The organism is Novosphingobium rosa NBRC 15208, assembly GCF_001598555.1.
Classification (GTDB): Bacteria; Pseudomonadota; Alphaproteobacteria; order Sphingomonadales; family Sphingomonadaceae; genus Novosphingobium; species Novosphingobium rosa.
Window position 1 is genome coordinate 14,756 of record NZ_BCZE01000024.1, and the last position, 21,831, is coordinate 36,586.

The following is a 21,831-nucleotide window of genomic DNA, read 5'->3' on the forward strand; positions in this document are numbered from 1 at the left end:
GCGGGCGATGGTCCTGAGGCGCGGCTTGCTGCGCGCCATGGTGGCAGGCGTGATGCTTGCGATGCCCTTTACCGGGGCTTCCGGTGCCCATGCGCAAATTTCGGTCGGGTATACAATGCAGGGGCCGGCGCAGGTTCAGGTGATGAGCTGGCGCGACATTCCCTTTCGCACCATCGTGCGGCAGCGTTATGATTTCAGCTGCGGCTCGGCGGCTCTGGCCACGATGCTGACCTACAGCTATGGCCTGCCGACCACGGAAAATGACGCTTTTTCCGTGATGTGGAGCGCAGGCGACCAGAAGAAGATCGTCCAGTCCGGCTTCTCGCTGCTGGATATGAAGCGCTATCTGGAATCGCGCGGCTTCGAGGCTCAGGGCTACAGCATCAGCATGGATGAGATGCGTCAGGCGAACCAGCCGATGATCGTGCTGATCGAGACCAGGGGCTTTCGCCATTTCGTGGTGGTCAAGGGCGTTCATGACCAGGCCGTGTTGATCGGCGACCCCATTCGTGGCCTGCTGCAGGTGCCCATCGCCGATTTCGCCAAGGAGTGGAAAGGGGTGGTTCTGGTCATCGTCAAGCAGCCCAAGGCGCAGAACGTGTCCTACAACGCCCCCATCGAATGGACCAAATGGGCGACAGCGCCGCTATGGGCGCTTCACGATCGCTGGATCGGTGATGTCACCACCAATTTGCCTCCGATCTACCAGCTTACACCCGCGTTGGTGATCGACAATCCTGCGGGCATTGCGCCATGATCGGTCATGGCTGAAGGAGTGTGTCATGCGTTGGCTGATCAGCCTGGCTGCCCTCTTTGTATCACCCTCCACAGCGGCGCTCGCCGCGACTGCTTCGGCCGACACCACGCCGACGGAAGGGCCGCCGGCCTTCACCCATAGCAAAGGCCTGTCCGACGAGGATCTGGACATGCTGCGCGGCGGCTTCGAGCTGCAGGGCGTGAGCATCTCTCTGGGCGCCCAGCTCAACACCTATCTCAACGGACAGCTGGTTATGGCCACCACGTTGAACTGGACCACCTCCGGCGCCAGTTCGACGACCTCCACCATGACGCTGACACCGGCCAGCGAGGCGAGCCTGCAAGCGGTGGTCACCGCGGGCGGCACCTTCGGCATGAGTTCGTCGGGAGGGCAGGCCTATATCACCAACAGCGGTCAGACACTGATCTATCAGAACGCGGCCAATGGCCTGCAAAATGTGCTGATCAACACGGCCTCCGGGGTGAACGCCAACCAGACGATCAATGCCACCGTGGGGATCGCGGGTTATGCTGGCTACAGCAGCGCTAATCTTGCCGCCAGCCTTGGGCGGACGCTGGGCGCGGCGGTGGGGATGGCCGGCATCCACTGATCGCAGCGGCTTGCGTCGCGATCATTCCCGGTCATCGGACATAAAAAGGGCGTTTTCACGGATGGTGAAAGCGCCCTTGTCTTGTTTCAAAGACTGAAGGGAATGCGCAAGGTCACGTTGAGATTGGGCGCATCGGGCGTGACACCGAACTGGAAGTTCAGATTCATCGATGTCTTGCTGGTCAGCCGGTAGGACATGCCAAGATCCAGCGTTCCGATTTGCTGACCTGTCGAATATTGTGGTCCGCTGCCAATATAGGTCATGGTTGGCATGATATAGCTGTGGCTGTAGCCCAGCGAGAAGGAAAAGCGGGGATTGAGCGAGAAGCCGAAGCCGATGTTGCCCAGAATGGCCTCGCCCGGGCGGACTTCCTGCACCAGTGACCCGCCGACATCCTTGTTGAGATTGCGCTTGAACTGGTGGAGATAGTTCAAGCTGCCATAAATCACGACCGGATCGGAGGGCAGCAGGAAGCTCACCCCCGGCTCGACCCCCCAGAATCCCGAGCCGGTGGCAAGGCCGGTGGCGATGCCGAAATTGTCATAACCCACATCATAGGGTCCAATGCCCGTGTTGCTCTTGACGTGCAGGCTGAGAATCCAGATCGGCTTGTCCGGGCCCTTGGCTGGATTGAGCTGATAGCGTAGCCCCACTTCAACGTCGCCCAGCGCCTTTTGCCGCAAATCCAGCGTGCGGACGATTTGCTCATCGCGCTGCTGAACCACCTGAATATTGTCATGGCGGTAGAGAAGAGGAACGGTGACTTCGACCTCAAAGCGGCTGTTGATGCCATAGCGGAAGGTGGGCGAGAAAAAGAACGTATCGCGCTGGGCTGTCGAGGCGCTGATCGCGCCCAATTGCAAGCCGGGGATCAGCTCGACGCCGCTGAAGGTCAGGCGGTTGTTGGCCGATGCGGCATATTCAAATGTCGGCTCGATCGAGAAATGACCCGAGGGCGTCAGCACGCCTTGTCCGGGCGGGATCGAGGCTGTCTTGGTGTTGAGTGAATGGCTTTCATCGGGCGCCGGGGCTTGACCGACGGTCTGTCCGGCAGCGGTCTGGGGATCCGCGCCCATGGCCCGCTGGTCGAGCAGCGCCACCTGTTCGGGGGAGGTGGCCATATCGGTTGGCGCCGGAGCAGCGGCGATAGGGGGGTTGACGGCTCTCAACCGGGCTTCCAGCGCATGAATTTCCTGCGCCTGCGCATCGAGAATGGCGCGTTGCTCGTCCAGCTTTGCCCGCAGCTCCGCAATATCGGCCTCGGTTGAGGCATAGCGGGAGGCGGTCGCTGCCGGTCGGTCGCCGGGTGCAGGTTCCAGAGACGGGCCGGTTTCGGCGGCATGAGCGGAGCCTGTCATCAAGGCGGGCCAGGCCGCGCCTGTCAGCGCGAGAGCCAGTCGGATGTTACGCATGGGAGATTTCTCGCTCGGGATTGAAGGGGTTCGAGTTGGCTTCGCCTGAGGTCGCCTGTGTCAGGGATGCGCGATCCATGATCTCGATCTTGCCGCCGGGGCGCCGCTTGATGGCGCCGCGACGCTCCAGCTCCGCCAGGGCGCGGCTGATGGTCGGTTCGGTGGTGCCAAGAAAATCGGCGATGTCTGATCTTGCCATCGGGAAACGAAAACAGTCCCCAAGCCCGCGATCGGCAAGATCGACCAGAAAAGCGGCGATCCTTTCGGGAACGGAACGAAATGTTGTCAGAAGATGATCGTTGCGCACACGCTTCAATTGCCGGGCCATGGCCGCAAGAAGCCTGCCATTGGCCGCCGGAGCATTGGTGGGCAGCAGCGAGATCACACAATCGGTCAGCGCCTCGGACGTGACGCTGTAGCGCTCGATTTCCACCCCGAAGGCCTCGCCGGGCAGGCGAAACCCTGTCAGCCGCCGGTCGCCGTCGATGGAAATCTTGCATTCGGCGACGATTCCGGTCGTCACCACCGCCCAATGCGTGGCGCGAGAGCCGGCGAGAAAGATCGTTGTGTGCCGATCAACACGCGCCAGTGTTGAAAAGGACTTCTCCATATCCGCTGCCCCTCCGACCGAGAATCGGTCATGCCGGAAGGCAGGCTATGCGCCTGTGAACGACTCTACTACGGGAGCGAATCGCACGGAAATTCCGTCATGCATATTTTGCATGGGGCAACTTGAGCAATTTCAAAGATATGGTTAAAATACTTAACTGTATCTTTTGTTTTTGGAACGTGTTAGCACCTAAGTTGTTACTCCAATTGACTGGCGTGATTTCGCTTGAAGCGAACAGGCTGCACCTCTGGATTCTCCAGACCGCCGGGGTGCATTGATTTCCATTATTCATCGATTGGTTAACATTAAGAATGGGGGAGGACTATGATCGTATCTCAATTGTTGGACGCTCAGCCGCATCTGACGGCGAGGGAGTGTGAAATTCTCGAATGCGTTGCATTGGGGATGTCGGCCAAGGAAATCGCCCGGCATGTCAGCCTGGCGCCTCGCACCGTGGAGCGCTATATCGAGAATATGCGCTTGAAGATGCACGCAAGGAACAGCGCGCATATGGTCGCCTGCGGGGTATTTTACGGAATGATCAATGTTCCTTCCTGAATTCATCACGGTTTGAGAAGGTTTTTGACTTCGTCATCGTGCTCAGGAAACGCAGATGAAGCCAAAAGCCTTCTTGAAGACATTCCTGGATATGTGTGGAATGGATCAAGATCATTCGGCGCTGCCGGAATTGACCAATCAGACGGTCAAGGTTTTTCCTGAAAGTTTTGAGGCGGAATATTGCCTCTCACGCAAGACCAGCATTTGAAACGGGCAATCAGAGCGACATAAGATCACTCGATCTCGCCGAACGCTGCAGCGTGGTCAAGCTTCGACCCCTTGAGTGCCGTGCGAAATGCCGCTTGATGGGCTTGGATCAGAAAGCCGCAGCTTCCGTCATCCAGATCATCCTGACAGCACCGGCCATCTTCCGTGGCAGAGATGCTCCGGAAAGGGGCGTTTCCATCTGTCGGAAATCGCGCATCAGGGCGCGAGATGAGCCTCCGAAATCCCGCGCGAACTGGCCCAGATGGCCGCCTGTGTCCGGTTGTTGACGTTGAGTTTACGCAGGATCGCCTTCACATGAACCTTGACGGTCGCTTCGCATACCACCAGCCGCCGGGCGATCAGCTTGTTCGAGTAGCCCGCCATCAGGCAGCGCAGCACGTCACGCTCACGGGGGGAAAGCGGGGTTTGATCCATGACCGAGCTGGCCATGTCGCTGCCGCTATGCGCCGCCTCATGGCCTGAAAAGGCGTTGGCGGTCTGTTCACTGCCCTGCAAATCGCCGAGTGGTTGCCGATTGAACAAATCGACCAGATCGGAAGGAATAACCCTTTCGCCCATCGCGGCCAGCCGAAGCGAGGTCGTCATCGGCAGGGCTTTCATCGAACGGACGATGTAGCCTTTGGCGCCGTTCTGAAAGCAGGCCATCATCGCGTTGACATCAAAGCGTTCGGACAGAACGGTGACCAGCGAAGTCTTGAAGTGGGACAAGAGATCCTTGACCAACCCTGCCTGTTCAGCAACCGGACAGCCATCGAGGACGATGAATGCATCTTGAGGAAGACTGGAGCTGACTGCCTCGGAGACAGTCGCGAACATGTCGACGATCCTGAAGCCCTCTGACTTGAGGATGTTTTTTAATCCTTCGCGAGATATTTCATACTCGCTGACAATGCAGACATCTGTTCGCATGTTCTTTCCCCGATTTCGTATCTCCACCAGGCCCATCATGGAATCTTGGTCATGCCATCACTTATCGGCATGCTTGTTCGGTGCGACTCCGAACATCCCTGTTTCGTCGAGGATGCTGCATCAGCTAATTGAAATCAACCAACTTGTGGTTACGCATTGTTAACTATATACCAGTCCTTAATTCCCATAAAAAACAAATGATTATATGGAAAATCTACTCCTTTCGGATAGTGTTTTCGGGGGGTGTCGGCCATCCCAAAACAGGACAGTCGTGAACGAATAGCGCCGCGATCATGATGATGCAGCCGGTCAGGCTATAGTGGGTATCATCGATGTTTCAGAGAAAAGCCTTTGGACTCAGCCGTAACAAGCCATGATGTGGCCGTTGCTTGCCGGGCGGCTTACTCTTTATGATGTTTCATAAAACGATGTAACATCGCAATCAGGGCTGAAGGTTTTTTCGATGCAGGATCGGCATTTTTATTATGGAATCTTGTTAGAAAAATGCCTGACGGATGATGATCGTGTCGCCGGGGGCAATCCGCAGCGGAGCATCCAGCTTGACCTGGACGGGCTGTTCGTCTGACCGGCGCTGGATCTTGATGGTGCGCGTGTCAGCCCGTGCGGTGTATCCTCCGGCGGTCGCCACCGCCTGGGCGAGGGTGAGATCGCCGGTATAGGGATACTCACCCGGCTTGCTGACCTCGCCCAGAATGTAAAAGGGCCGGTGCTTGAGGATCTCGACCGCGACTTTGGGCGTCAGCACATAACCGCCGGCCTTCAGTTTCTCGGCAAGCTTGCCGGCTAACTGGGATGTCGTCAGCTGGTCCGCCGGCACCTCATCGATCAGCGGGAAGGCCACCGCGCCGCTTTCGTTCACGACATACTCATTCGTCAGAGTCGGCTCGTCGAAGACGGTGATCCGCAGGCGGTCGCCCGCGCCGATCTGATAGCCTGTACGCAAATCCTGATTGAGCTGCGCCACCGTCGTCCGCACCGAACTGGCGCCGACCGGGCTGGCCACCAGCCCGCACAGGGCCGTGATCCCGGCCAGACCGAGACAACTGGCCATGACGGCCTGGCGTGAGCGGGAATGCAACAGTCTGGCGATGCTTTTCATGCGCCGTCTCCTCAGGCCAGGGACCGGCTGGCAATAGGTGTCTCCGGCATCATAGTCGGGCTGGTGGTCACCCGAAATCGCTATTCTGAGTGAGGGCGGCGGCGCAGATGGCAAGCTCTGGTTAACCACTTTGAGTAGGCGTCTCTACATCGGATGCTCGGTTGTGCGGCATGGGAAATTGGGAAATCGTCTGGGTCATCGTCTCAGGGGGGACGGCGCCGTTCGGGCACTGTCAAAGCCTGATTTCCTTCATGCGATTGGTGATGGGACATCCCATGCTGGCCTCACGAACAGATGTGCAAGATGGCGGCCCGACGGCGATCGCGGCTTCGCCCATCCTGTTGTTGTGGTCGCCGCCTTCGCCGGTCGAAAAGCTGATCGTCCTTGACGAGGAGCGGCCCGTTCTGGACTGGCCGGGCACTCGCAGTCAGCCTCGCCCTCCGGTGATCGCGAAAGCCGCGACCCAGTCGTGGAGCGGGGTGGCGCTGGTCCCCTGTCAGCCGACCCTGCGCGACCCGGCGCCGGAGCAGGTCTCACCGGCGGAATGGCTGGCGCGATTGCGGGATGTGGGTGTCGCCCTGGCCTTGCTGGTGCTGTGCCTGCCCTTGATGCTGATGCTGGCGCTCATCATCGCGCTGAGCGATGGCGGGCCGCCCGTTTTTGCCCATACCCGCATTGGTCGCCATGGAAAATCGTTCCAGTGCTACAAGCTGCGCTCGATGCATCGCCATGCCGAGAGCCGACTCGAGGCATTGCTCAGAGACAATCCCGGCTTGCGCCGTGAATGGCTGCACAACCGCAAGCTGACCCGCGATCCGCGGGTAACCTGGTTCGGCGCCTTCCTGCGTAAAAGCAGCCTTGATGAGCTGCCCCAGCTGTTCAACCTGATCAATGGCACGATGACGCTGGTCGGCCCCCGCCCGATCGTGGAGGAGGAGCTGGAGCGCTATGGCCGTCATGCGGGCTGCTATCTGCAGTGCAGGCCCGGGCTGACGGGGGTTTGGCAGGTCAGCGGGCGCAGCGACACATCCTATCGCCGCAGGGTCGCTGCAGACCGGCTCTATCTGCGCCGCCGCTCCTTCCTGTTCGACTGGAAACTGCTGATCTGCACCGTCCCTGCCGTGCTGACGCGCAAGGGGGCATGCTGATGGCGGCCCGCAAGGCCTTCCGCAAGGGCGGCGGCTGGTTCCGCCGGAATGCGGCGACGCCTCGGGCGGTCATCCGCCTGCCGGACCACAGCGACAAACCTGCCATGATCACGCGGTGCGCCCTGCCCAAACCGCTTCCATCGGGTCGTCTGGCCGAGGTCTGGCAGTTGGTCCGTTTGCTGGTCGTCATGCTCACAGCGGGCGAGGAACGGCGGGAGATCGCCGTCCACCGCGTGATCCATGTGATGTCCGGCAAGGCTCGGCGTCGCGCGCCGTCGCTGGTTGCACGCGCCACGCTGCTGCTGGCGATGCTAGCCTTGCCGCGCGTCGCCAGCGCGCAGACGGCCAAGGTGCTCACGCCCACGGAGATGTTCGACCCTGAAAACAGCCCCGGCGTGCCGCTGGGCAACAAGCTGGTGTTGCGCAATGAGACCACGCTTCAGGCGCAGGGCAATTCCAACATCTACAATGTCGACACCGACAGGCGGTCCGACGTCATCGGTATTCTGCAATCCGATGTTTTTCTGGGCACACGATCCGCGCGCCACATGGCCGAACTGTCAGCGGGGGGAACTTTGCTGCGTTATGCAAGAACCGGCGCGGAAAACACCTCGATCTATCATGGCGCGGCGCGTGGCCGGCTCGATCTTGGCGAGAGAATAACCGTGAGCGCCGATGGCGAACTGGCGCGTGACTATGAGATGCGCGGCACCGCCGGCGATCAGTTCAGCCAATTCGCCACCGACCATCCGGTGCTTTACAACAGGCGGCAGTTCCATGGCCGGCTCGAGCGCAGCGGCGGCATTCTGGAGGTCGCTCTCGAGGGATCGCTGCGCACGCAGGATTATCTCAAGGCGGCGGTGCAGGGCGTGCCCCTCGATCTGTCCTATCGTAACGTCACGGTCCGGCAGGGCAAGCTGGAGACGCAATATCGGCTGTCCCCCGCCTTGCGCCTCTATACGGAGTTGAGCGTCAACCAGGTTGCCTATGCGCGGAACCTTGGCTATGCGCGCGATTCCAGCGGCTATGCCGCGCTGGTAGGGCTGCATATGGCGGTGACCTCGGTCATCGATGCCGAGGCGGCCATCGGCTATATGCGGCAGACCTTCCAGACGCCGGGCACCCAGCCCGTCAGCGGCCTCAGCTACAAGCTGGCGGCCAATTGGACGCCGACCCCGATGTGGCGCGTGACGGCCACCGGGCGGCGCGACGTCGATGCCAGCCCCCTGTCGAATTCACCGGCGATCGTGCGCAGCACCTTCGATCTCAAGGGCCAGCGCGCGCTGGGCGACCGGGTGCTGATCGATGCCCATGCCGCCTACACGCAGGAAGACTATCGCGGCCTGCCGCGCTCCGACCGCCGGGTCGAGGCGGGCACCGGGGCGCATTACCGGCTGACGCGCAATGTCGGCCTGCTGGCGCAGGCAGGCTGGCGCCAGCAATGGGGGGGCGCCTCCGGGCGTTCCTACAGCGGCTTTTCCGGCTCTTTGGGTGTGAGGATCGTGCTGTGACGCCAATGCATCGCCACCCCCATGCCACGGAACCGAGCAACGGAGGGAAACCATGAGCAACTCGCGAGACCTTGTTGCCAAACCTGCGGAAACAGCCGCGATCGCCACGCTGGGCGATCAGGCGATCGCCGTTTCGGACCGGCTCGATCTGGTCGGCACGGTCAGCTTTCTGCGCCGACGGCTCGGGATCATTCTGGGCTGCGCGGCGCTTGGCCTGCTGGCGGGCGGGGCCTTCAGCTTCTTCTCGCACAAGACCTGGCGCGCCGAGGCGACGGTGATGGTGCTGGACACTGCCAAACAGTCGCCCGGCAATGGCCCGGATGACACGACGGCGAGCGTGCCCGAGACGCAGCTGGTCGATACGCAGACGGCCATCATCGAGTCGCAGGATATGGCCGCGCGGGTGGCGCAGGCGCTGCCTGTCGGTACCATGATGCCGTCGCAGGCGGTTTACGACATTCTGATGCACCGTGTCGCGGCCAAGCGGAACAACCAGACCTATGCGCTGACCATCAGCTATGACGCGCCCTCCGCGCGTGAGGCGCAGTTGGTGGTGAACGAATATGCAAGGCAATATTCGCAATGGCAGGTCACCGCCGAACAGGAGCGCAACCTGCGCCTGCGCAAGCAGGTGGAGGGGCGGCTGGAAAAGCTGCGTGTTCAGGCCCAGTCGGACACCGAGGCTTTGCAGCATTATCGCATCGCGCATAATCTGCTCAGCACCTCGGGCGCCTCGGTGGCCGAGCAGGAGATTTCCGCCTATAATCTGGAGGTCAGCAAGGCCCGCGCCGCCGCGGTCGAGGATCGGGCGCGGCTCGATACGGCGATCCAGCAATTGCGTCAGGGCTCATCCGGCGACGATGTGGGGGAGGCGCTCGATTCGCCGGTGATCTCCAGCCTGCGCACGCAGGAAGGGCAACTGGCGGGGCAGGTCGCCAATCTGGAGTCGCGCTATGGCCCCAACCATCCCGCGCTGATCCAGAGCAAGAACCAGCTGCAGGAGGTGCGCAGCCGCATTCAGGCGGAAATCGGCCGGGTGATGTCCAACCTGCAAGCCAAGCGCAATGTCTCGCAGGAGCGGCTCTCCTCGCTTGACGCCAGCCTTGAGGGCGCGCGGGCCAAGCTGGCCGACAACAATGCCGCCATGGTGGGGCTGAGCGGGCTGGAACGCGCCGCCAATGCCTCGCAGGGCATCTATGACACCTATCTGAGCAGCTACAAGCAGCTGCTGGCCGCCGAGGGCAGCGAGCGCCCGATGGCGCGCATCCTCTCGCTGGCCTCCGAACCGAAAAAGCCGCTGTCGCCCAACATTCCGCTGGTGATCGCGCTGGCGACGGTGATCGGTCTGGGTGTCGGCGTGGTGGGCGCCTACATCACCGACGCGCTGTTCCTGGGCGTGACGACGGCTTATGACGTCGAGCACAATCTGGCCGAGAACTATCTGGCCTCGATTCCCCTGCTCTCCTCGGTTCATGCCGAAAGGCCGCCGGCGCTCTCGGCGGTGCAGGACAGTCCCCGTTCCGCCTTCACCGAGGCCTTCAGGGTGCTGGGCACGGCCATCGATCAGTCCACGGCGGGCAGGGCGCAGGTGATCGCGCTGACCTCGGCGCTGCCGGGCGAGGGCAAGACGATGACCTCTTGCTGTCTGGCCCATGTGCTGGCCGAGGGCGGCGCGCGCACCCTACTGATCGATTGCGACATGCGCCGCAGGGGCATCAGCCGCCAGTTCAACGTCGGCCCGGATCATCCCGGGCTGATCGAGATTCTGGATGGTACGGCCGCGCTGGAGATCGACCATCTGATTCAGGACCGCATGCTCTGCGTGATCCCGCTGGGCGCCAATTCGGCGGATTCGGAAAGGTTGCTGACGGGGCCGCTCTTCACCCAATTGCTGGAAGCGATGCGCGGCAAGTTCGACCGGATCATCCTCGATCTGCCGCCGATCCTGCCCATCGCCGCGACCCGCACGCTGGCCACGCGGGCCGATGCCGTGGTGATGGTCGCCAAATGGCGGGAGACCTCCTCCTTCGCCATTCGCACGGCGCGCGGGCGCCTGCCCAAGAACCTCGTCAATGTCGTGGGGGTGGCGCTCAATCAGGTCGATCTGACCAAGCGCGCCTATTTCACGCGTGAAGATCCCGCCTTTTACTACAACAAATACAGCGAGTATTACACATGAACCTGCTCGCCCCCGGTTTTGTCGCCGATGCTGTCGGAACCCCGGCGATCCTTCCGCGCGGCGTTTCGAAGCCCCGGGTCGCGATCGTTCATTACTGGCTGGTGGCGATGCGCGGGGGAGAGCGGGTGATCGAGCGGTTGCTGGGCCTCTATCCCGACGCCGATATCCTCACCCATGTCTATGATCCCGCGGCGGTGTCCGCGCGGATCAGGGCGGCGACGGTCCGCACCAGCTTCATCAACCGTCTGCCCTATGCGCGGAAATTCTATCAATATTACCTGCCGCTGATGCCGATGGCGCTGGAAGAGCTTGACCTCTCCGGTTATGACATCGTCATCAGCAGCGAGGCAGGGCCGGCCAAGGGCGTGATCACCGCGCCCAATGCCAAGCACTTCTGCTATTGCCACTCCCCCATGCGCTACATCTGGGATCACTATCACCAGTACCGCAAGGAGGCGAACCTGCTGGCCCGCATGGCGATGCCGACGATGTATCACCGGCTGCGCGAATGGGACGTCAGCTCCAGCGCGCGGGTCGATCATTTCGCCGCCAATTCAAGCTTTATCCAGCAGCGCATCCGCAAGTTCTGGCGGCGCGAGGCCGAGGTGATCCACCCGCCGGTGGAAACCAGCCTGTTCAGCCCCTCCTCCGAGATCGACGATTTCTACCTCTGGGTCGGCCAGATGGTGCCCTACAAGCGCCCGGATCTGGCCGTGGACGCCTTCAACGCCAATGGTCTGCCCTTGGTGATGGTGGGCAGCGGCGGCATGGCCAAGGCGCTGAAGGCGCGGGCCAGGCCGAACATCCGCTTCGTCAGCAATCTCGACTTCGCAACGTTGCGCCAGACCTATGCGCGAGCGCGGGCGCTGGTGATGACGGCGGAAGAGGATTTCGGCCTGACGCCGGTGGAAGCCATGGCCTCGGGCAGGCCGGTGGTGGGGCTGGGGCGCGGCGGGCTGCTCGACAGCGTCGTGCCCGACCGCACCGGCGTGTTGTTCGAGCGGCAGGAGGTCGAGGATCTGATAGAGGCCGTCAGCCGCATGGAGCATTTCCTGCGTGATTTCGATCCGCGCCATGCCGTGGAGCAGGCAGACCGGTTTTCGGCGGCGCGTTTTGATCGGAAGATCCGGCGGTTTACGCAGATTCATTAGAGAGAGCAGAAGGGAAAGGCGAAATGCGAGGGCCATCGCCCTCGCGCTCCCTTTAGTTTCTACGTGAGCGCTAAAGGTTCAGCGTTAGAACAACGTCGCTGCGCCGCAGGCAATCAAATGGATTGAGACAAACGCGCCAGCCTGGCGCAACATCTCGTTCATGCCTGCGGCGCTGCAAACTAAGCGCTTTGGCCGAACCAGAAGCGCAACGAAGACACTAAAGGGAGCGCGAGGGTTATGACCCTCGCATCTTTTCTTCCTGATTTCCTAAATTCTACCCCCGCGCAACAATAGCCTGCGTATCAGCCCGCTCCACAGGTTGCTTCGCGCTTTCCACCAGCTGCAGCAGGCGTCCCGCAGCACTGTCCCAGCGGAACCGGGCCGCATGGGCCAGTCCGGCCCGACGCATGGCTTCCAGCTTCGGCGTAGAGCTGGCCAGATCGCAGATGCGGGCGGTCCAGCCCGGCCTGTCGAGCGGTGGGCAGTAGGCCGCCGCCTCGCCGCAGGTTTCGCGCAGGGCGCCGCCGTCCGAACTCAGCACCGGGCAGCCGCAGGCCATCGCCTCCAGCGCGGGCAGGCCGAAACCTTCGGTCAGCGAGGGCAGCAGGAACAGCCGGGCGTGGCGGTAGAGCGCCTTGAGTTCGCCGTCGCTGACCCGCCCTGTCGCGATCACATCCTGCCCGGAGGCCGCCTCACCGCCGCCCACCAGCACCAGCGGCAGGCGCGGCGCGGGCAGGGCGGCATGGGCCTCCAGCAGCATGGGGATATTCTTGTGCCGGGCCTTGGCGCCGATGGCCAGCAGGTAGCCGCCCGGCCGCAGGCCAAGGCGGGGCAGGATCGTGTCATCCGGGGTGATCGGGTCAATATGGTCGATGCCGTTGGGAAGAACATCGAAGGCGCGCCCACTGCCGACGCCGTGATGTCGCAAACGTTCGGCAGAATGGTCCGAAACCGTCGCAATATGCTGCGCCCGGCGGGCCAGAAGCGGCTGCAGCAGGCGATAGGCATGGCGGAAGGCCGGGCTGTAGCTGTCCGGCACATCATGGACCTGGGCATCATGCATCAGCACCAGTTGCCGCCGCCGCAGCACCGGCCCCATGTTGCAAAGGCTGAGCAGCACAGCCTCCCGCTGGAGCAGGGCCAGCTCGATCTGCTCCCAGCCATAGCCCCGATGGCGCGAGCGCAGGATCGGGCATTCGGCATCGAGGTTGAGGCATGCGCGGATCGCCCCGTCGCCGGGCGCATCGGCGGGAACCGCGATTGACAGGGCGATGGCGGCTCCCGCTCTGCGGCGTTTTTGCAGCGCGCGGACCAGTTCGATCGCCACCCGGTCGACGCCGGTTGCAGGCCTGCTGAGGAAGCGGCCATTGATCAGCAGCGCGGTCATCGCCGCTCGGCATCGCATGCGCGCATCGGGCGCGCGGTCTTGTTCGCGCGCATCGGGCGCGCAGGCCCTGTCACAGCCCCAGAACCCGGCGCGGATCAATCCTGCCGCTGGTCAGGTCGCGCATCGCCAGCAAGTTGCCTTTCAGCCGTCCGCGCCGGTCGACCGGAGGGCTGGGGGTCAGGCTGCCCGCCACATTGGCCAAAACATTGCAGGTCAGAATGCGCCAGCCATGCAGGAAGCGGATCGTCCCCTTGCGCCGCAGATAGATGACATTGGCGATCTGCGAATAGCCCAGCCGCAGCCCGGACGTGCGCCCGCCGCGCACGCCCAGATGGATGCCGGTCAGCGCCGCCGTGCGGTAGAGCCTGCCATGCTGCGCCAGCCTGCTGCTGAAATCGACATCCTCCTGCCAGCCATAGAGCGGCAAGGCCTCGTCGAAACGCAGCTGCGGATTGGCGCTGAGGCGGATCGCCATGTTGCAGCCATAGAGCCAGGCCGTGCGCGCCTCTCCCGCAGGGGGGCGCTCCTGCTGCACGTCGAGCTGGTGGACAGCCTCCTCGAAGCCCAGAGACCCGGTCTGCGCGCCATCGCGCACCAGTTGGCCGGTGAGGCCAACGATGCCGGTATCGGCGGTCATCAGCGCCTCGACCTGCTCCAGAAAGTCATGGGCGGGCACGAAATCATCGTCGAAGAAGACCACCACATCGCCCTTGTCGCCCAGCGCGGCCAGCCCGGCATTGCGCTGGTGACACAGGCCTTTTGCGGTGAGCAGGATCTGGAGATGGGGATATGCGCCCTCCACGCCCGCGACATCGGCGGGGCAGGTGCCCACCACCAGCACGCCATCGGGGAGGCGGGTCTGATCCGTCAGGCGCCGGATCACCTTGCCGAGAACCTCGGCTCTGCCGGTTGTCGCAAAGATCACGTGAATGCGCATGATCGGGGTGCTTGCTCCATCGGCGATCAGGTCATCGCGGCGTTTATGGAGCTTATCGGGAAGCGGCGCGGCCCGGAAGAAAACTTAAGGATATAGCCGAAAGGGGGAGCAGGCGGCCGGTGCGCCGCAGACTCGCTGGCGTGAGTCTTTCAGTTCAGTTTGGTGTCCATTTCGATTTCATCGGCAAGGTTGCGGAACAGGCCGGGCAGTTCAGCCCGCAGGCCAAACATCTCATAGACGTTCAGCGTGGCCCCCAGCATGGCCCGGGCGATTTCGGTGGCGGGCGAGCCATTGTGGATCAGCCGCGCATAGCTGTCGGTAAAGACCTGCGCGACTTCGGAAAAATCCGAAAAATCGATCGGACTTTGATCGGTTGGCGGCAAGTTTCTATCCTTTCTCGTTGGGCCGACCCATTCTTTGGCCAAGGACATTGGCCAGGTGTTTTTTCTGCCAGTCCGGGCATCGTTCGCCGGGATGGTGGCGCAACTTTGCCAACTTTGTCTCAGGTGCCAACCACGATTTTACATTGCACCGGACGAGTTGCCGGTTCCGTGGGATGAGGTGTTCGATCATGGATGCGCGCCGCCAGTGTAATGCGACGCCGCCTCCGAGGAAAGTCGAGTTAGCACCTATCTCGAATGATTAGCCGCCGGTTCCGAGGCAAAGATAGGGGGTAAAGCCTAAGGAGTAGGCGCGGTGGCAAAGCAGAGGGGCATCATCCCTTTGCGCACATGCCCGGCCGGGGCGGCAAGGATATGCTGCAGCTGCAACCAGCAGGGCGCCCCCCGCCCTCATTTAGGAGACCAGCGCGTCGTGCGGATTGTCCATCTCCTCAAACATTCCCGCAAAGCCAATGGCCATGTCGAGGTGGCGGTCGATCTGGCCTGCGAGCAGGCGCGGCTGGGGCATGAGGTGCTGTTCGTGGCGGGGGCGGGCCATTTCGCGCCGGTTCTGGCCCGGCACGGGGTGACCTTCATCGAGATGCCCGAGGGCGGCGCGTTGCAGGCCATCGCCATGCTGCGCGATCTGGCCATTGTGCTGCGGCGCACAAAGCCCGATATCGTGCATGCGCATATGGTGGCCAGCGCGATTCTGGCGCGCCTGCTCGAGCCGCTGGGCGGTTACCGGCTGATCACCACGCTGCACAATTCCTTCGACCGCCAGAGCCGCCTGATGGGGCTGGGCGATCTGGTTATCGCGGTCAGCGATGCGGTGCGGCGCGAGATGCAGGAAAAAGGCATACCGGCCCGCAAGCTGCGCGTGGTGCACAACGGCACGGTGGATGGCGCGCGCCGGGCGCCCACTCCGCTGGAGGCCGCCAGGCTGCAGCATCCGGCCATCGTCACCGTGGCCGGGTTGCATCCGCGCAAGGGCATCGACACGCTGATCGACGCCTTCGCGCAGCTGCGTGAGGGCGGCCCGCAGGCGCATCTCTACATCGTCGGCGCAGGCCCGGCGCGCGCCGCGCTTGAAGAACGCGCGGCGGCGAGCGGGCAGGGCGACGCCATCCATTTCATGGGCTATCTGGCCGATCCGCTCAGCGTGCTGGCGGGGGCCGATGTCTTCGTGCTGGCCTCGCTGGCCGAGCCCTGCTCGCTGGCGCTGATCGAGGCGCGGCAGATGGGCTGCGCCTGCATCGCCAGCCATGTCGGCGGCAATCCGGAGATTCTGGACTTCGGTCAGAGCGGGCGGCTGTTCACGCCTGGCAGCAGCGCCGATCTGGCTGAGGCCTTGCGGGCGGTGGTGGGGGATAGCGCTGAACTGGCCCGGCTGAGGCAGGCCGCGCAGGACGGCAAGGCGCATTGGACCGTCGAGCGAATGGCCCGCGAAACCCTTGATATCTATCGCGAGGCACGCGGACTGGGGCGGCCGGCGGAACGGGCGCATGTGCCGGAAGGGGCCGTGCCGCAATGATGCCGCGATCCGTGACGCGCGCCGTCGCCCTGCTGGCGACGGCGCCCTTCCTGCTGTCTGGCAACATCGCGTATTCCGCGCCGTCGCCCCCCCTCGACTTGTCGCATTATAGCCTGACCTTCGAGGAGAATTTCGACGATCTGAGCGTCAGTCCAAGGGGCGATGGCCATAGCCGCTGGATCGCGCATACGCCCTGGTCGGGCGATTTCGGCGATGCGGTCTTTGCCGATCCCGAGCCCGGCTTTCCCTTCACGATCAAGGACGGCGTGCTGCGGATCGAGGCCCGCAAAAATGCGTCTGGCCGCTGGTTTTCCGGCCTGCTCTCCGCCGTGGACAGCAAGGACCGGGGCTTCTGTCAGCAATATGGCTACTTCGAAGCGCGGATGAAACTGCCGCCGGGCCCGGGCGTCTGGCCCTCCTTCTGGCTGATCGGGCGCGACAAGTCGAAGGGCTCGGCGGAAATCGACGTGATGGAATATTACGGGCGCGACAACAGCCAGTTCATTTCGACATGGCATGTCTGGAAGTCCCAGCTCGGTCAGCCCGATGAAGGGGGCCGCACCATCATCGCCGTGCCGTCGGGCAGCCTTTCGACGCAGTTCCACACCTATGGCGCGGAGGTGACCCCCACCGAGGTGCGCTTCTACCTCGATCGCGTGGAGCGCTGGCGGGTGCCCGCGCCGCCCAGCTACAGCAGCTGCTTCTATCCGCTGGTCGATCTGGCGCTGGGCTCGGGCTGGCCGATCAAGGATACGCCTGATCCATCGATGCTCTGGGTCGATTACATCCACGTCTACCAGCGCAAGTCGGACTAGATCGAGGCCGGAGCCCGGCCTCGCGCAAGGCGGCGGGTGACGAACTCGATGGCCTGCGCCTCGATGGCCTCGGGCTGCCCGCTCAAGGCCCATGCCAGCAGATGAGCGCCCGCATAGCTGGCGCCGCCCAGCGGCACCAGCGCCAGCATGGAGCGCAGCGCGGGCAGCATGCCGGGGGCCGGGGGAAACTGGCGCAGGGCCAGCATCAACACCAACGCCATCACCGCGCCGCTCACCAGACTGCGCCAGATCCGGGCGAGCGCCCATGGCACCGAAAGCCCCAGCAACCGCCCGACCGAGCGCTGGCAGATGCCCGCCAGCAGCAGCTCCGCCGCGATCAGCGCATAGACCGCGCCTTGCAGCCCCAGCGTGGCAATGCCCAGGATCGTCACGGGAAATCGGAAAAGCAGGTCGAGGAAATTGCGCTGGAACACCAGATCGGGCCGCCCCATGGCGTAGAACAGATTGGTCGTCACGCTGGAGAAGAAGGCGGGGATCAGCGCCAGCGACACCAGCGCGAAGATCGGCGTCGCCGCCGCCCATCGCGCGCCCAGCAGCACCGCCACGATCTGTGGCGCCAGCAGCGCCTGCCCCAGCCCCACCGGCAGGGCCACCGCCATGGTGGCGGAGAGCACCTTGCCATAGGCGCGTGTCATGCGCTGCGGATCGCTGTTTGAGGCTGAAAGCCCGGCCAGCACCGGGCGCATCAGCGTGTCCAGCACGATCTTGAAAGCGGTTCCGGCGAAATCGCGCGCGGTGGTGAACAGGCCCAGCGACTCATGGCTGACCATTTTGCCCAGCACGAAACGGTCGGTCTGCCAGTTGAGCGCGCTGCACAGCTGCCCGGCCAGGCCCCAGCCCATATAGCGGTAGAACAGCAGACGATGGTGCAGGGTGAGCCGGGGCCAATAGGGGCAGAGCGCATAGGAAAACAGCGCGGTGTAGAGCGGCGCGGCGATGGCCCCCGCCGCAATCGCCCAATAGCTGTGGGTGATGAGCCCGATGCTTACCGAGAGCAGCAGCGCCGCGACCTTGCCCGCAAGATCGGCATTGGCCTCGGGGCCGAAGCGCAGCGCCTTGAAGAGGAAAAACATCCGCGGGCTGCGCGCGCTGCGCAGCAGGGGCACGATCGAGAGGGCGCAGATCAGCGCCACCAGATGATCGTCCGCATAGAACCGCGCCAGCGGCACCGCCGCCGCCATCATCAGCACCATGATCGCCAGCCCGCGCAGCAGGGTGATGGTGAAAGCCGTATCGAGATGGGTGCGGGTGACCGGCGTGATCCGCAGCAGGGCGACGCCAGTCGGCAAATCCAGCACGGTCTCGATGATCTGGACGGTCGAGAGCGCAATGGCGACCCGTCCGAAATCGGCGGGCATCAGCAGCCGGGTCAGCACCATCAGCATCGCGACATCCATCGCCTTGATGGCCAACCGGTTGACCAGCAGGAACAGGCTGCCTTTCGCCACCTTGTCATGCAGGCCGGGGGTGTCGGTCTGGCTGGTCATGACAGGCTCAGGCGGCCCGCGCCCGGCTTTCCGCCCCGACCTCGATCTGGCCGAGACGCCAGCGCTCCACCGGCCCCCAGAGGGGCGGGATGGCGGTCAGCAGGGCCGGATCGGACGGGGTGAAGGCGAAGTGGCCGAAGCCTTCACCGATCACCTCGCCCATGGCCTTCACCAGCGCTTCGCCCAGGGTCCAGTTGCGGTAGAACAGCGCCATCCGGTCCTGCGGGCTGCGCATGGCCCTGAAGGCGGTCAGAACGCCGGGAGCCATAAAGCGGGCGATCATGTGCTCCATATCGGCCAGCGGGCGGATGGGTTCGACATCGACGCCCACCGGGCTGCCCGAGACCGCCACGGCGACCAGCCCCCGGCTGTGGCTGATGCTGAACTGCAGCGCGGCGGCGCGGCGCGCGGTGTAGCGCACCGGGCACAGCCCGGGTTTGCCGCCGGGCAGCGTGTGGAGGGTGATGCGGTGCGGGGCTTCGTCCAGCAGGCGGCCCAGCAGCTGGCGCAGCCCGGCATGGGCGGATGTATAGCTCCACCTGTCCTGCGCGAAGCGGAAGCGGGCTGCGCGGTCGCGTTCCGCGTCGGAGAGGCAAGCGGCCAGATCGGCTTGCGAACCCGTCTGCGCCCCGAACCATAGCCAGAGGTCGTCCTTCAGCGGCCAGCGCGTACCGGGGCTGGCGGGATCGTGCAGCCTGCGCAGCCGGACCGGTGTCGCGCTGTCGAGACCCCCGCTGTCGATGCCAAGGCCGTCAAGCGCCCAGGCGGCGGCATGATCCGGCAACAGTTGCGATTTTCCATGTGTCGGCATCATCGTGTCCATCGGCCAGCCTCGGCGCGGGCCGCTGATCGCCCTCTAGAATTCGTGGCTTGGGCCTTTGCTGCAAGGGCGCATCGGGCTTAGCGCCTGCTCCGATAGGGGTATGACGATCAATCCGCGATACCCTCCCTAATAGTACCTGCCGCCGGGCCTCCGAAGCCATAGAGTGGTTCTAAAGTGGCGCGAATGCGTCGGGGGCGGGAGGATGACGGGCATCGTTGCATGCGCGCGCTGCCGCCCGGTGCGGGTGGCCCGTTCGCGGGCGACGCGTGCCTTCGCTTGAGCTTCCGGGTCGCGCTGGGAGGATGTCGATACAGCCGTGAGATGGCGCATTCAGGACGACAGGGCGATGGTATGTTGAGCGAAACCATGTTCGATAGACGTCACACCGGGCCCGCCGCCGGAGCGGAGGGCGGCGCGCCGCCGGTCGGCGCCCATCTGGCCGACCTGTTCGAGCGCGCCGCCCTGCGCCATGCCGACCGCATCGCCGCCAGCGAGCCCGGCCTTGCCCCCCTGACCTATCGTGAGCTGGAGCACCGCTCCGGCGTTCTGGCGCGGCGGCTGGCGCGGGCCGGGATCGGGCGCGGCGCTTTCGTCGCGCTCTGCGCGGGCCGCTCGCTGCAGGCGCTGGTGGCGATTGTGGCGATCTTGCGCGCGGGGGCGGCCTATGTCCCGCTGGATCCGGCCTATCCCGATGCGCAGCTGGCCCATATGCTGGCCGATGCCGCCCCGGCCCTGCTGCTTGCGGAGGCCGCCATGCAGCCAAGGCTGGCCGGGATGGGGGCAGGCGCGCCCGTCTGGCTGCTGGGTGACAGCGACGATGCGCCGGCAGGCCCCGCGCCGGATCGCACATCCTGCCGGTCCGAAGACCCGGCCTATGTGATGTACACCAGCGGCTCCACCGGCAGGCCCAAGGGCGTGGTCGTGCCGCATCGCGGCGTGGCGCGGCTGGTGGTGGGGCAGGACTATTGCGATCTGGGGCCTCAGCAGGCGATTCTCCATCTGGCGCCACTGGCCTTCGATGCCAGCACCTTCGAGATCTGGGGCGCTTTGCTGCATGGCGCCCGGCTGGCGGTGGTGCCCCAGGCGCGCGCTTCGCTCGACAGCATTGCCGAGGTGCTGACGGGCGAGCAGGTCACCACGGCCTGGTTGACGGCAGGCCTGTTCCATCTGATGGTCGACCGCCGGATCGAGGCGCTGGCCGGGCTGACCCAGCTGCTGGCTGGCGGCGATGTGCTGTCGCCCGATCATGTCGGGCGTTTTCTGGCCGCCGTGCCGGGCGGCCGCCTGATCAACGGCTATGGTCCCACCGAGAACACCACCTTCACCTGCTGCGCCACCATCGACCGCGCGACATGGACGGGCGGGCGCGTTCCCATCGGGCGGGCCATCGCGGGCACGCAGGTCTTTGTCGTCGACGAGGCGCTGCGCCCGGTCGCGCCGGGAGAGCAGGGGCAACTGGCGGCGGGGGGCGATGGTCTGGCGCTGGGCTATCTGGGGCAGGAGGCCCTGACGGCGGAACGTTTCGTTCAGGCCCCCGCGCCCATCGCGCAGCGGGTTTATCTGACCGGCGATCTGGTTCGCGCGCTGCCGGATGGGCAGATCGATTTCCTTGGCCGCATCGACCGTCAGGTGAAGATCGACGGCAAACGCGTCGAACCCGGCGAGATCGAGGCGGCGCTGCGTGGTGGCGAGGGCGTGGCCGATGCCTGCGTGGTGATCGATGCCAAACGCATTCTGGCCTTTATCGCCGTGGGTTGCGGGCAGGCGGATGCCATCGCGCAGACCGCCACGGCGCGCCTGCGCGAGCAATTGCCCGCCCATATGCGCCCCGCGCGGATCGTGGCTCTGGCGGCTCTCCCGCTGACGCCCAATGGCAAGGTGGATCGCGCGGCGCTGCTGGGGCTTTGTGCGGAAACCCCGGCGCCCGCCGCCCGTGGCGATGATCTGCAGACCCGCATTCTGGCGATCTGGCAGCAGGTGCTGGGCACCGGGCAGATCGGTCTGGATCAGGCCTTTTTTGATCTGGGCGGCACCTCGCTGCAATGGATGCGGGTTCATGCCGAACTCGAACATCTGACGGGCGCAAGAATCGCCATCACAGACCTTTTCGCGCGGCCCACCATCCGCGCCATCGCCGAGCATCTGGGGGGGGCCCCGGCTGCACCATCGCAAACCTTGACGGATGCCGCGCGTGAGCGGGCCCGGCGCCAGCGTGGGGCAACGCTGCGCCGGGCCAGAGCATCCTAGGAGAACA

At 64.1% G+C, this 21,831-nt stretch carries 20 protein-coding genes; 11 read left to right on the top strand and 9 right to left on the bottom strand.

Annotated elements, in window-relative coordinates; genetic code table 11:
• Positions 1 to 7 precede the first annotated feature (7 nt).
• Both SR3_RS09725 and SR3_RS09730 read left to right on the top strand, forming a co-directional pair.
• A complete protein-coding gene (locus SR3_RS09725) occupies positions 8 to 757 on the top strand; it encodes a C39 family peptidase (RefSeq protein ID WP_068084506.1) in 750 nt (249 codons plus the stop codon).
• 25 nt (positions 758 to 782) lie between these two features.
• Entirely contained in the window at positions 783 to 1,367 is a 585-nt protein-coding gene (locus SR3_RS09730; protein WP_068084509.1) for a hypothetical protein, read from the top strand.
• 86 nt (positions 1,368 to 1,453) lie between these two features.
• Here the strand turns inward: SR3_RS09730 and SR3_RS09735 are convergent, their stop codons facing one another.
• The gene (locus tag SR3_RS09735; RefSeq protein ID WP_068084512.1) at positions 1,454 to 2,779 is read right to left on the bottom strand and encodes a transporter; all 1,326 of its coding nucleotides are present in this window, start codon (positions 2,777 to 2,779) and stop codon (positions 1,454 to 1,456) included.
• On the bottom strand, positions 2,772 to 3,389 hold the full coding sequence (locus SR3_RS09740; RefSeq protein ID WP_068084515.1) for a Crp/Fnr family transcriptional regulator: 618 nt from the start codon (positions 3,387 to 3,389) through the stop codon (positions 2,772 to 2,774). Before SR3_RS09740 ends, SR3_RS09735 begins: the two co-directional genes overlap by 8 nt.
• Before the next feature lie 324 nt (positions 3,390 to 3,713).
• On the opposite strand from SR3_RS09740, the gene SR3_RS09745 reads away from it, so the two are divergent.
• Entirely contained in the window at positions 3,714 to 3,947 is a 234-nt protein-coding gene (locus SR3_RS09745; protein ID WP_068084518.1) for a helix-turn-helix domain-containing protein, read from the top strand.
• A gap of 55 nt (positions 3,948 to 4,002) precedes the next feature.
• Complete coding sequence (locus SR3_RS31245) at positions 4,003 to 4,155, top strand: hypothetical protein (RefSeq protein ID WP_157098756.1); 153 nt, start codon at positions 4,003 to 4,005, stop codon at positions 4,153 to 4,155.
• A gap of 215 nt (positions 4,156 to 4,370) precedes the next feature.
• On the opposite strand, the gene SR3_RS09750 is transcribed toward SR3_RS31245, so the two are convergent.
• Together SR3_RS09750 and SR3_RS09755 are read right to left on the bottom strand one after the other, a co-directional pair.
• The gene (locus SR3_RS09750) at positions 4,371 to 5,123 is read right to left on the bottom strand and encodes a LuxR C-terminal-related transcriptional regulator (RefSeq protein WP_245653849.1); all 753 of its coding nucleotides are present in this window, start codon (positions 5,121 to 5,123) and stop codon (positions 4,371 to 4,373) included.
• Positions 5,124 to 5,580: 457 nt separating this feature from the next.
• Positions 5,581 to 6,204: a polysaccharide biosynthesis/export family protein gene (locus SR3_RS09755; RefSeq protein ID WP_068084522.1), complete on the bottom strand. Its 624-nt coding sequence runs from the start codon at positions 6,202 to 6,204 to the stop codon at positions 5,581 to 5,583.
• A gap of 275 nt (positions 6,205 to 6,479) precedes the next feature.
• On the opposite strand from SR3_RS09755, the gene SR3_RS09760 reads away from it, so the two are divergent.
• From SR3_RS09760 to SR3_RS09775, 4 genes are all read left to right on the top strand, one after another.
• Positions 6,480 to 7,352 carry a sugar transferase gene (locus SR3_RS09760; RefSeq protein WP_084455300.1) on the top strand — a complete coding sequence of 291 codons (873 nt, stop codon included), beginning with the start codon at positions 6,480 to 6,482 and terminating at the stop codon, positions 7,350 to 7,352.
• The gene (locus tag SR3_RS09765) at positions 7,352 to 8,863 is read left to right on the top strand and encodes an outer membrane beta-barrel protein (RefSeq protein WP_245653850.1); all 1,512 of its coding nucleotides are present in this window, start codon (positions 7,352 to 7,354) and stop codon (positions 8,861 to 8,863) included. Before SR3_RS09760 ends, SR3_RS09765 begins: the two co-directional genes overlap by 1 nt.
• A gap of 52 nt (positions 8,864 to 8,915) precedes the next feature.
• Entirely contained in the window at positions 8,916 to 11,042 is a 2,127-nt protein-coding gene (locus SR3_RS09770) for a GumC family protein (protein ID WP_068084525.1), read from the top strand.
• Positions 11,043 to 11,149: 107 nt separating this feature from the next.
• On the top strand, positions 11,150 to 12,193 hold the full coding sequence (locus tag SR3_RS09775; RefSeq protein ID WP_245653856.1) for a glycosyltransferase: 1,044 nt from the start codon (positions 11,150 to 11,152) through the stop codon (positions 12,191 to 12,193).
• 274 nt (positions 12,194 to 12,467) lie between these two features.
• Here SR3_RS09775 and SR3_RS09780 read toward each other — a convergent pair whose 3' ends face one another.
• The 3 genes from SR3_RS09780 to SR3_RS09790 form a co-directional block, all read right to left on the bottom strand.
• Positions 12,468 to 13,580 carry a glycosyltransferase family 4 protein gene (locus SR3_RS09780; RefSeq protein WP_169805601.1) on the bottom strand — a complete coding sequence of 371 codons (1,113 nt, stop codon included), beginning with the start codon at positions 13,578 to 13,580 and terminating at the stop codon, positions 12,468 to 12,470.
• Positions 13,581 to 13,650: 70 nt separating this feature from the next.
• Positions 13,651 to 14,505, bottom strand: a complete 855-nt coding sequence (locus SR3_RS09785; RefSeq protein ID WP_245653851.1) for a glycosyltransferase family 2 protein — start codon at positions 14,503 to 14,505, stop codon at positions 13,651 to 13,653.
• 161 nt (positions 14,506 to 14,666) lie between these two features.
• Positions 14,667 to 14,900, bottom strand: coding sequence for a hypothetical protein (locus tag SR3_RS09790; RefSeq protein ID WP_068084537.1), 234 nt, complete (start codon positions 14,898 to 14,900; stop codon positions 14,667 to 14,669).
• Between the two features lie 430 nt (positions 14,901 to 15,330).
• Here SR3_RS09790 and SR3_RS09795 point away from each other — a divergent pair, with 430 nt between their 5' ends.
• Positions 15,331 to 16,431, top strand: coding sequence for a glycosyltransferase family 4 protein (locus SR3_RS09795; protein WP_068084539.1), 1,101 nt, complete (start codon positions 15,331 to 15,333; stop codon positions 16,429 to 16,431).
• On the top strand, positions 16,428 to 17,246 hold the full coding sequence (locus SR3_RS09800; protein WP_084455305.1) for a glycoside hydrolase family 16 protein: 819 nt from the start codon (positions 16,428 to 16,430) through the stop codon (positions 17,244 to 17,246). Before SR3_RS09795 ends, SR3_RS09800 begins: the two co-directional genes overlap by 4 nt.
• Here SR3_RS09800 and SR3_RS09805 read toward each other — a convergent pair.
• Both SR3_RS09805 and SR3_RS09810 read right to left on the bottom strand, forming a co-directional pair.
• Positions 17,243 to 18,754, bottom strand: coding sequence for an oligosaccharide flippase family protein (locus tag SR3_RS09805; protein WP_068084543.1), 1,512 nt, complete (start codon positions 18,752 to 18,754; stop codon positions 17,243 to 17,245). The two genes, SR3_RS09800 and SR3_RS09805, sit on opposite strands and share 4 nt — an antisense overlap.
• A 7-nt stretch (positions 18,755 to 18,761) precedes the next feature.
• Entirely contained in the window at positions 18,762 to 19,568 is an 807-nt protein-coding gene (locus SR3_RS09810) for a 4'-phosphopantetheinyl transferase family protein (protein ID WP_169805602.1), read from the bottom strand.
• A gap of 375 nt (positions 19,569 to 19,943) precedes the next feature.
• Here SR3_RS09810 and SR3_RS09815 point away from each other — a divergent pair, with 375 nt between their 5' ends.
• Entirely contained in the window at positions 19,944 to 21,824 is a 1,881-nt protein-coding gene (locus tag SR3_RS09815) for a non-ribosomal peptide synthetase (RefSeq protein ID WP_169805603.1), read from the top strand.
• The last annotated feature ends 7 nt before the right edge of the window (positions 21,825 to 21,831 follow it).

What these genes read in the sequence shown, in the direction of transcription:
- SR3_RS09725 (WP_068084506.1), top strand. Translation starts at nt 8, where the DNA reads ATGGTCCTGAGGCGCGGCTTGCTGCGCGCCATGGTGGCAGGCGTGATG.
- SR3_RS09730 (WP_068084509.1), top strand. Translation starts at nt 783, where the DNA reads ATGCGTTGGCTGATCAGCCTGGCTGCCCTCTTTGTATCACCCTCCACA.
- SR3_RS09735 (WP_068084512.1), bottom strand. Translation starts at nt 2,779, where the DNA reads ATGCGTAACATCCGACTGGCTCTCGCGCTGACAGGCGCGGCCTGGCCC.
- SR3_RS09740 (WP_068084515.1), bottom strand. Translation starts at nt 3,389, where the DNA reads ATGGAGAAGTCCTTTTCAACACTGGCGCGTGTTGATCGGCACACAACG.
- SR3_RS09745 (WP_068084518.1), top strand. Translation starts at nt 3,714, where the DNA reads ATGATCGTATCTCAATTGTTGGACGCTCAGCCGCATCTGACGGCGAGG.
- SR3_RS31245 (WP_157098756.1), top strand. Translation starts at nt 4,003, where the DNA reads ATGAAGCCAAAAGCCTTCTTGAAGACATTCCTGGATATGTGTGGAATG.
- SR3_RS09750 (WP_245653849.1), bottom strand. Translation starts at nt 5,123, where the DNA reads ATGATGGGCCTGGTGGAGATACGAAATCGGGGAAAGAACATGCGAACA.
- SR3_RS09755 (WP_068084522.1), bottom strand. Translation starts at nt 6,204, where the DNA reads ATGAAAAGCATCGCCAGACTGTTGCATTCCCGCTCACGCCAGGCCGTC.
- SR3_RS09760 (WP_084455300.1), top strand. Translation starts at nt 6,480, where the DNA reads ATGCTGGCCTCACGAACAGATGTGCAAGATGGCGGCCCGACGGCGATC.
- SR3_RS09765 (WP_245653850.1), top strand. Translation starts at nt 7,352, where the DNA reads ATGGCGGCCCGCAAGGCCTTCCGCAAGGGCGGCGGCTGGTTCCGCCGG.
- SR3_RS09770 (WP_068084525.1), top strand. Translation starts at nt 8,916, where the DNA reads ATGAGCAACTCGCGAGACCTTGTTGCCAAACCTGCGGAAACAGCCGCG.
- SR3_RS09775 (WP_245653856.1), top strand. Translation starts at nt 11,150, where the DNA reads ATGCGCGGGGGAGAGCGGGTGATCGAGCGGTTGCTGGGCCTCTATCCC.
- SR3_RS09780 (WP_169805601.1), bottom strand. Translation starts at nt 13,580, where the DNA reads ATGACCGCGCTGCTGATCAATGGCCGCTTCCTCAGCAGGCCTGCAACC.
- SR3_RS09800 (WP_084455305.1), top strand. Translation starts at nt 16,428, where the DNA reads ATGATGCCGCGATCCGTGACGCGCGCCGTCGCCCTGCTGGCGACGGCG.
- SR3_RS09805 (WP_068084543.1), bottom strand. Translation starts at nt 18,754, where the DNA reads ATGACCAGCCAGACCGACACCCCCGGCCTGCATGACAAGGTGGCGAAA.
- SR3_RS09810 (WP_169805602.1), bottom strand. Translation starts at nt 19,568, where the DNA reads ATGATGCCGACACATGGAAAATCGCAACTGTTGCCGGATCATGCCGCC.
- SR3_RS09815 (WP_169805603.1), top strand. Translation starts at nt 19,944, where the DNA reads ATGTTCGATAGACGTCACACCGGGCCCGCCGCCGGAGCGGAGGGCGGC.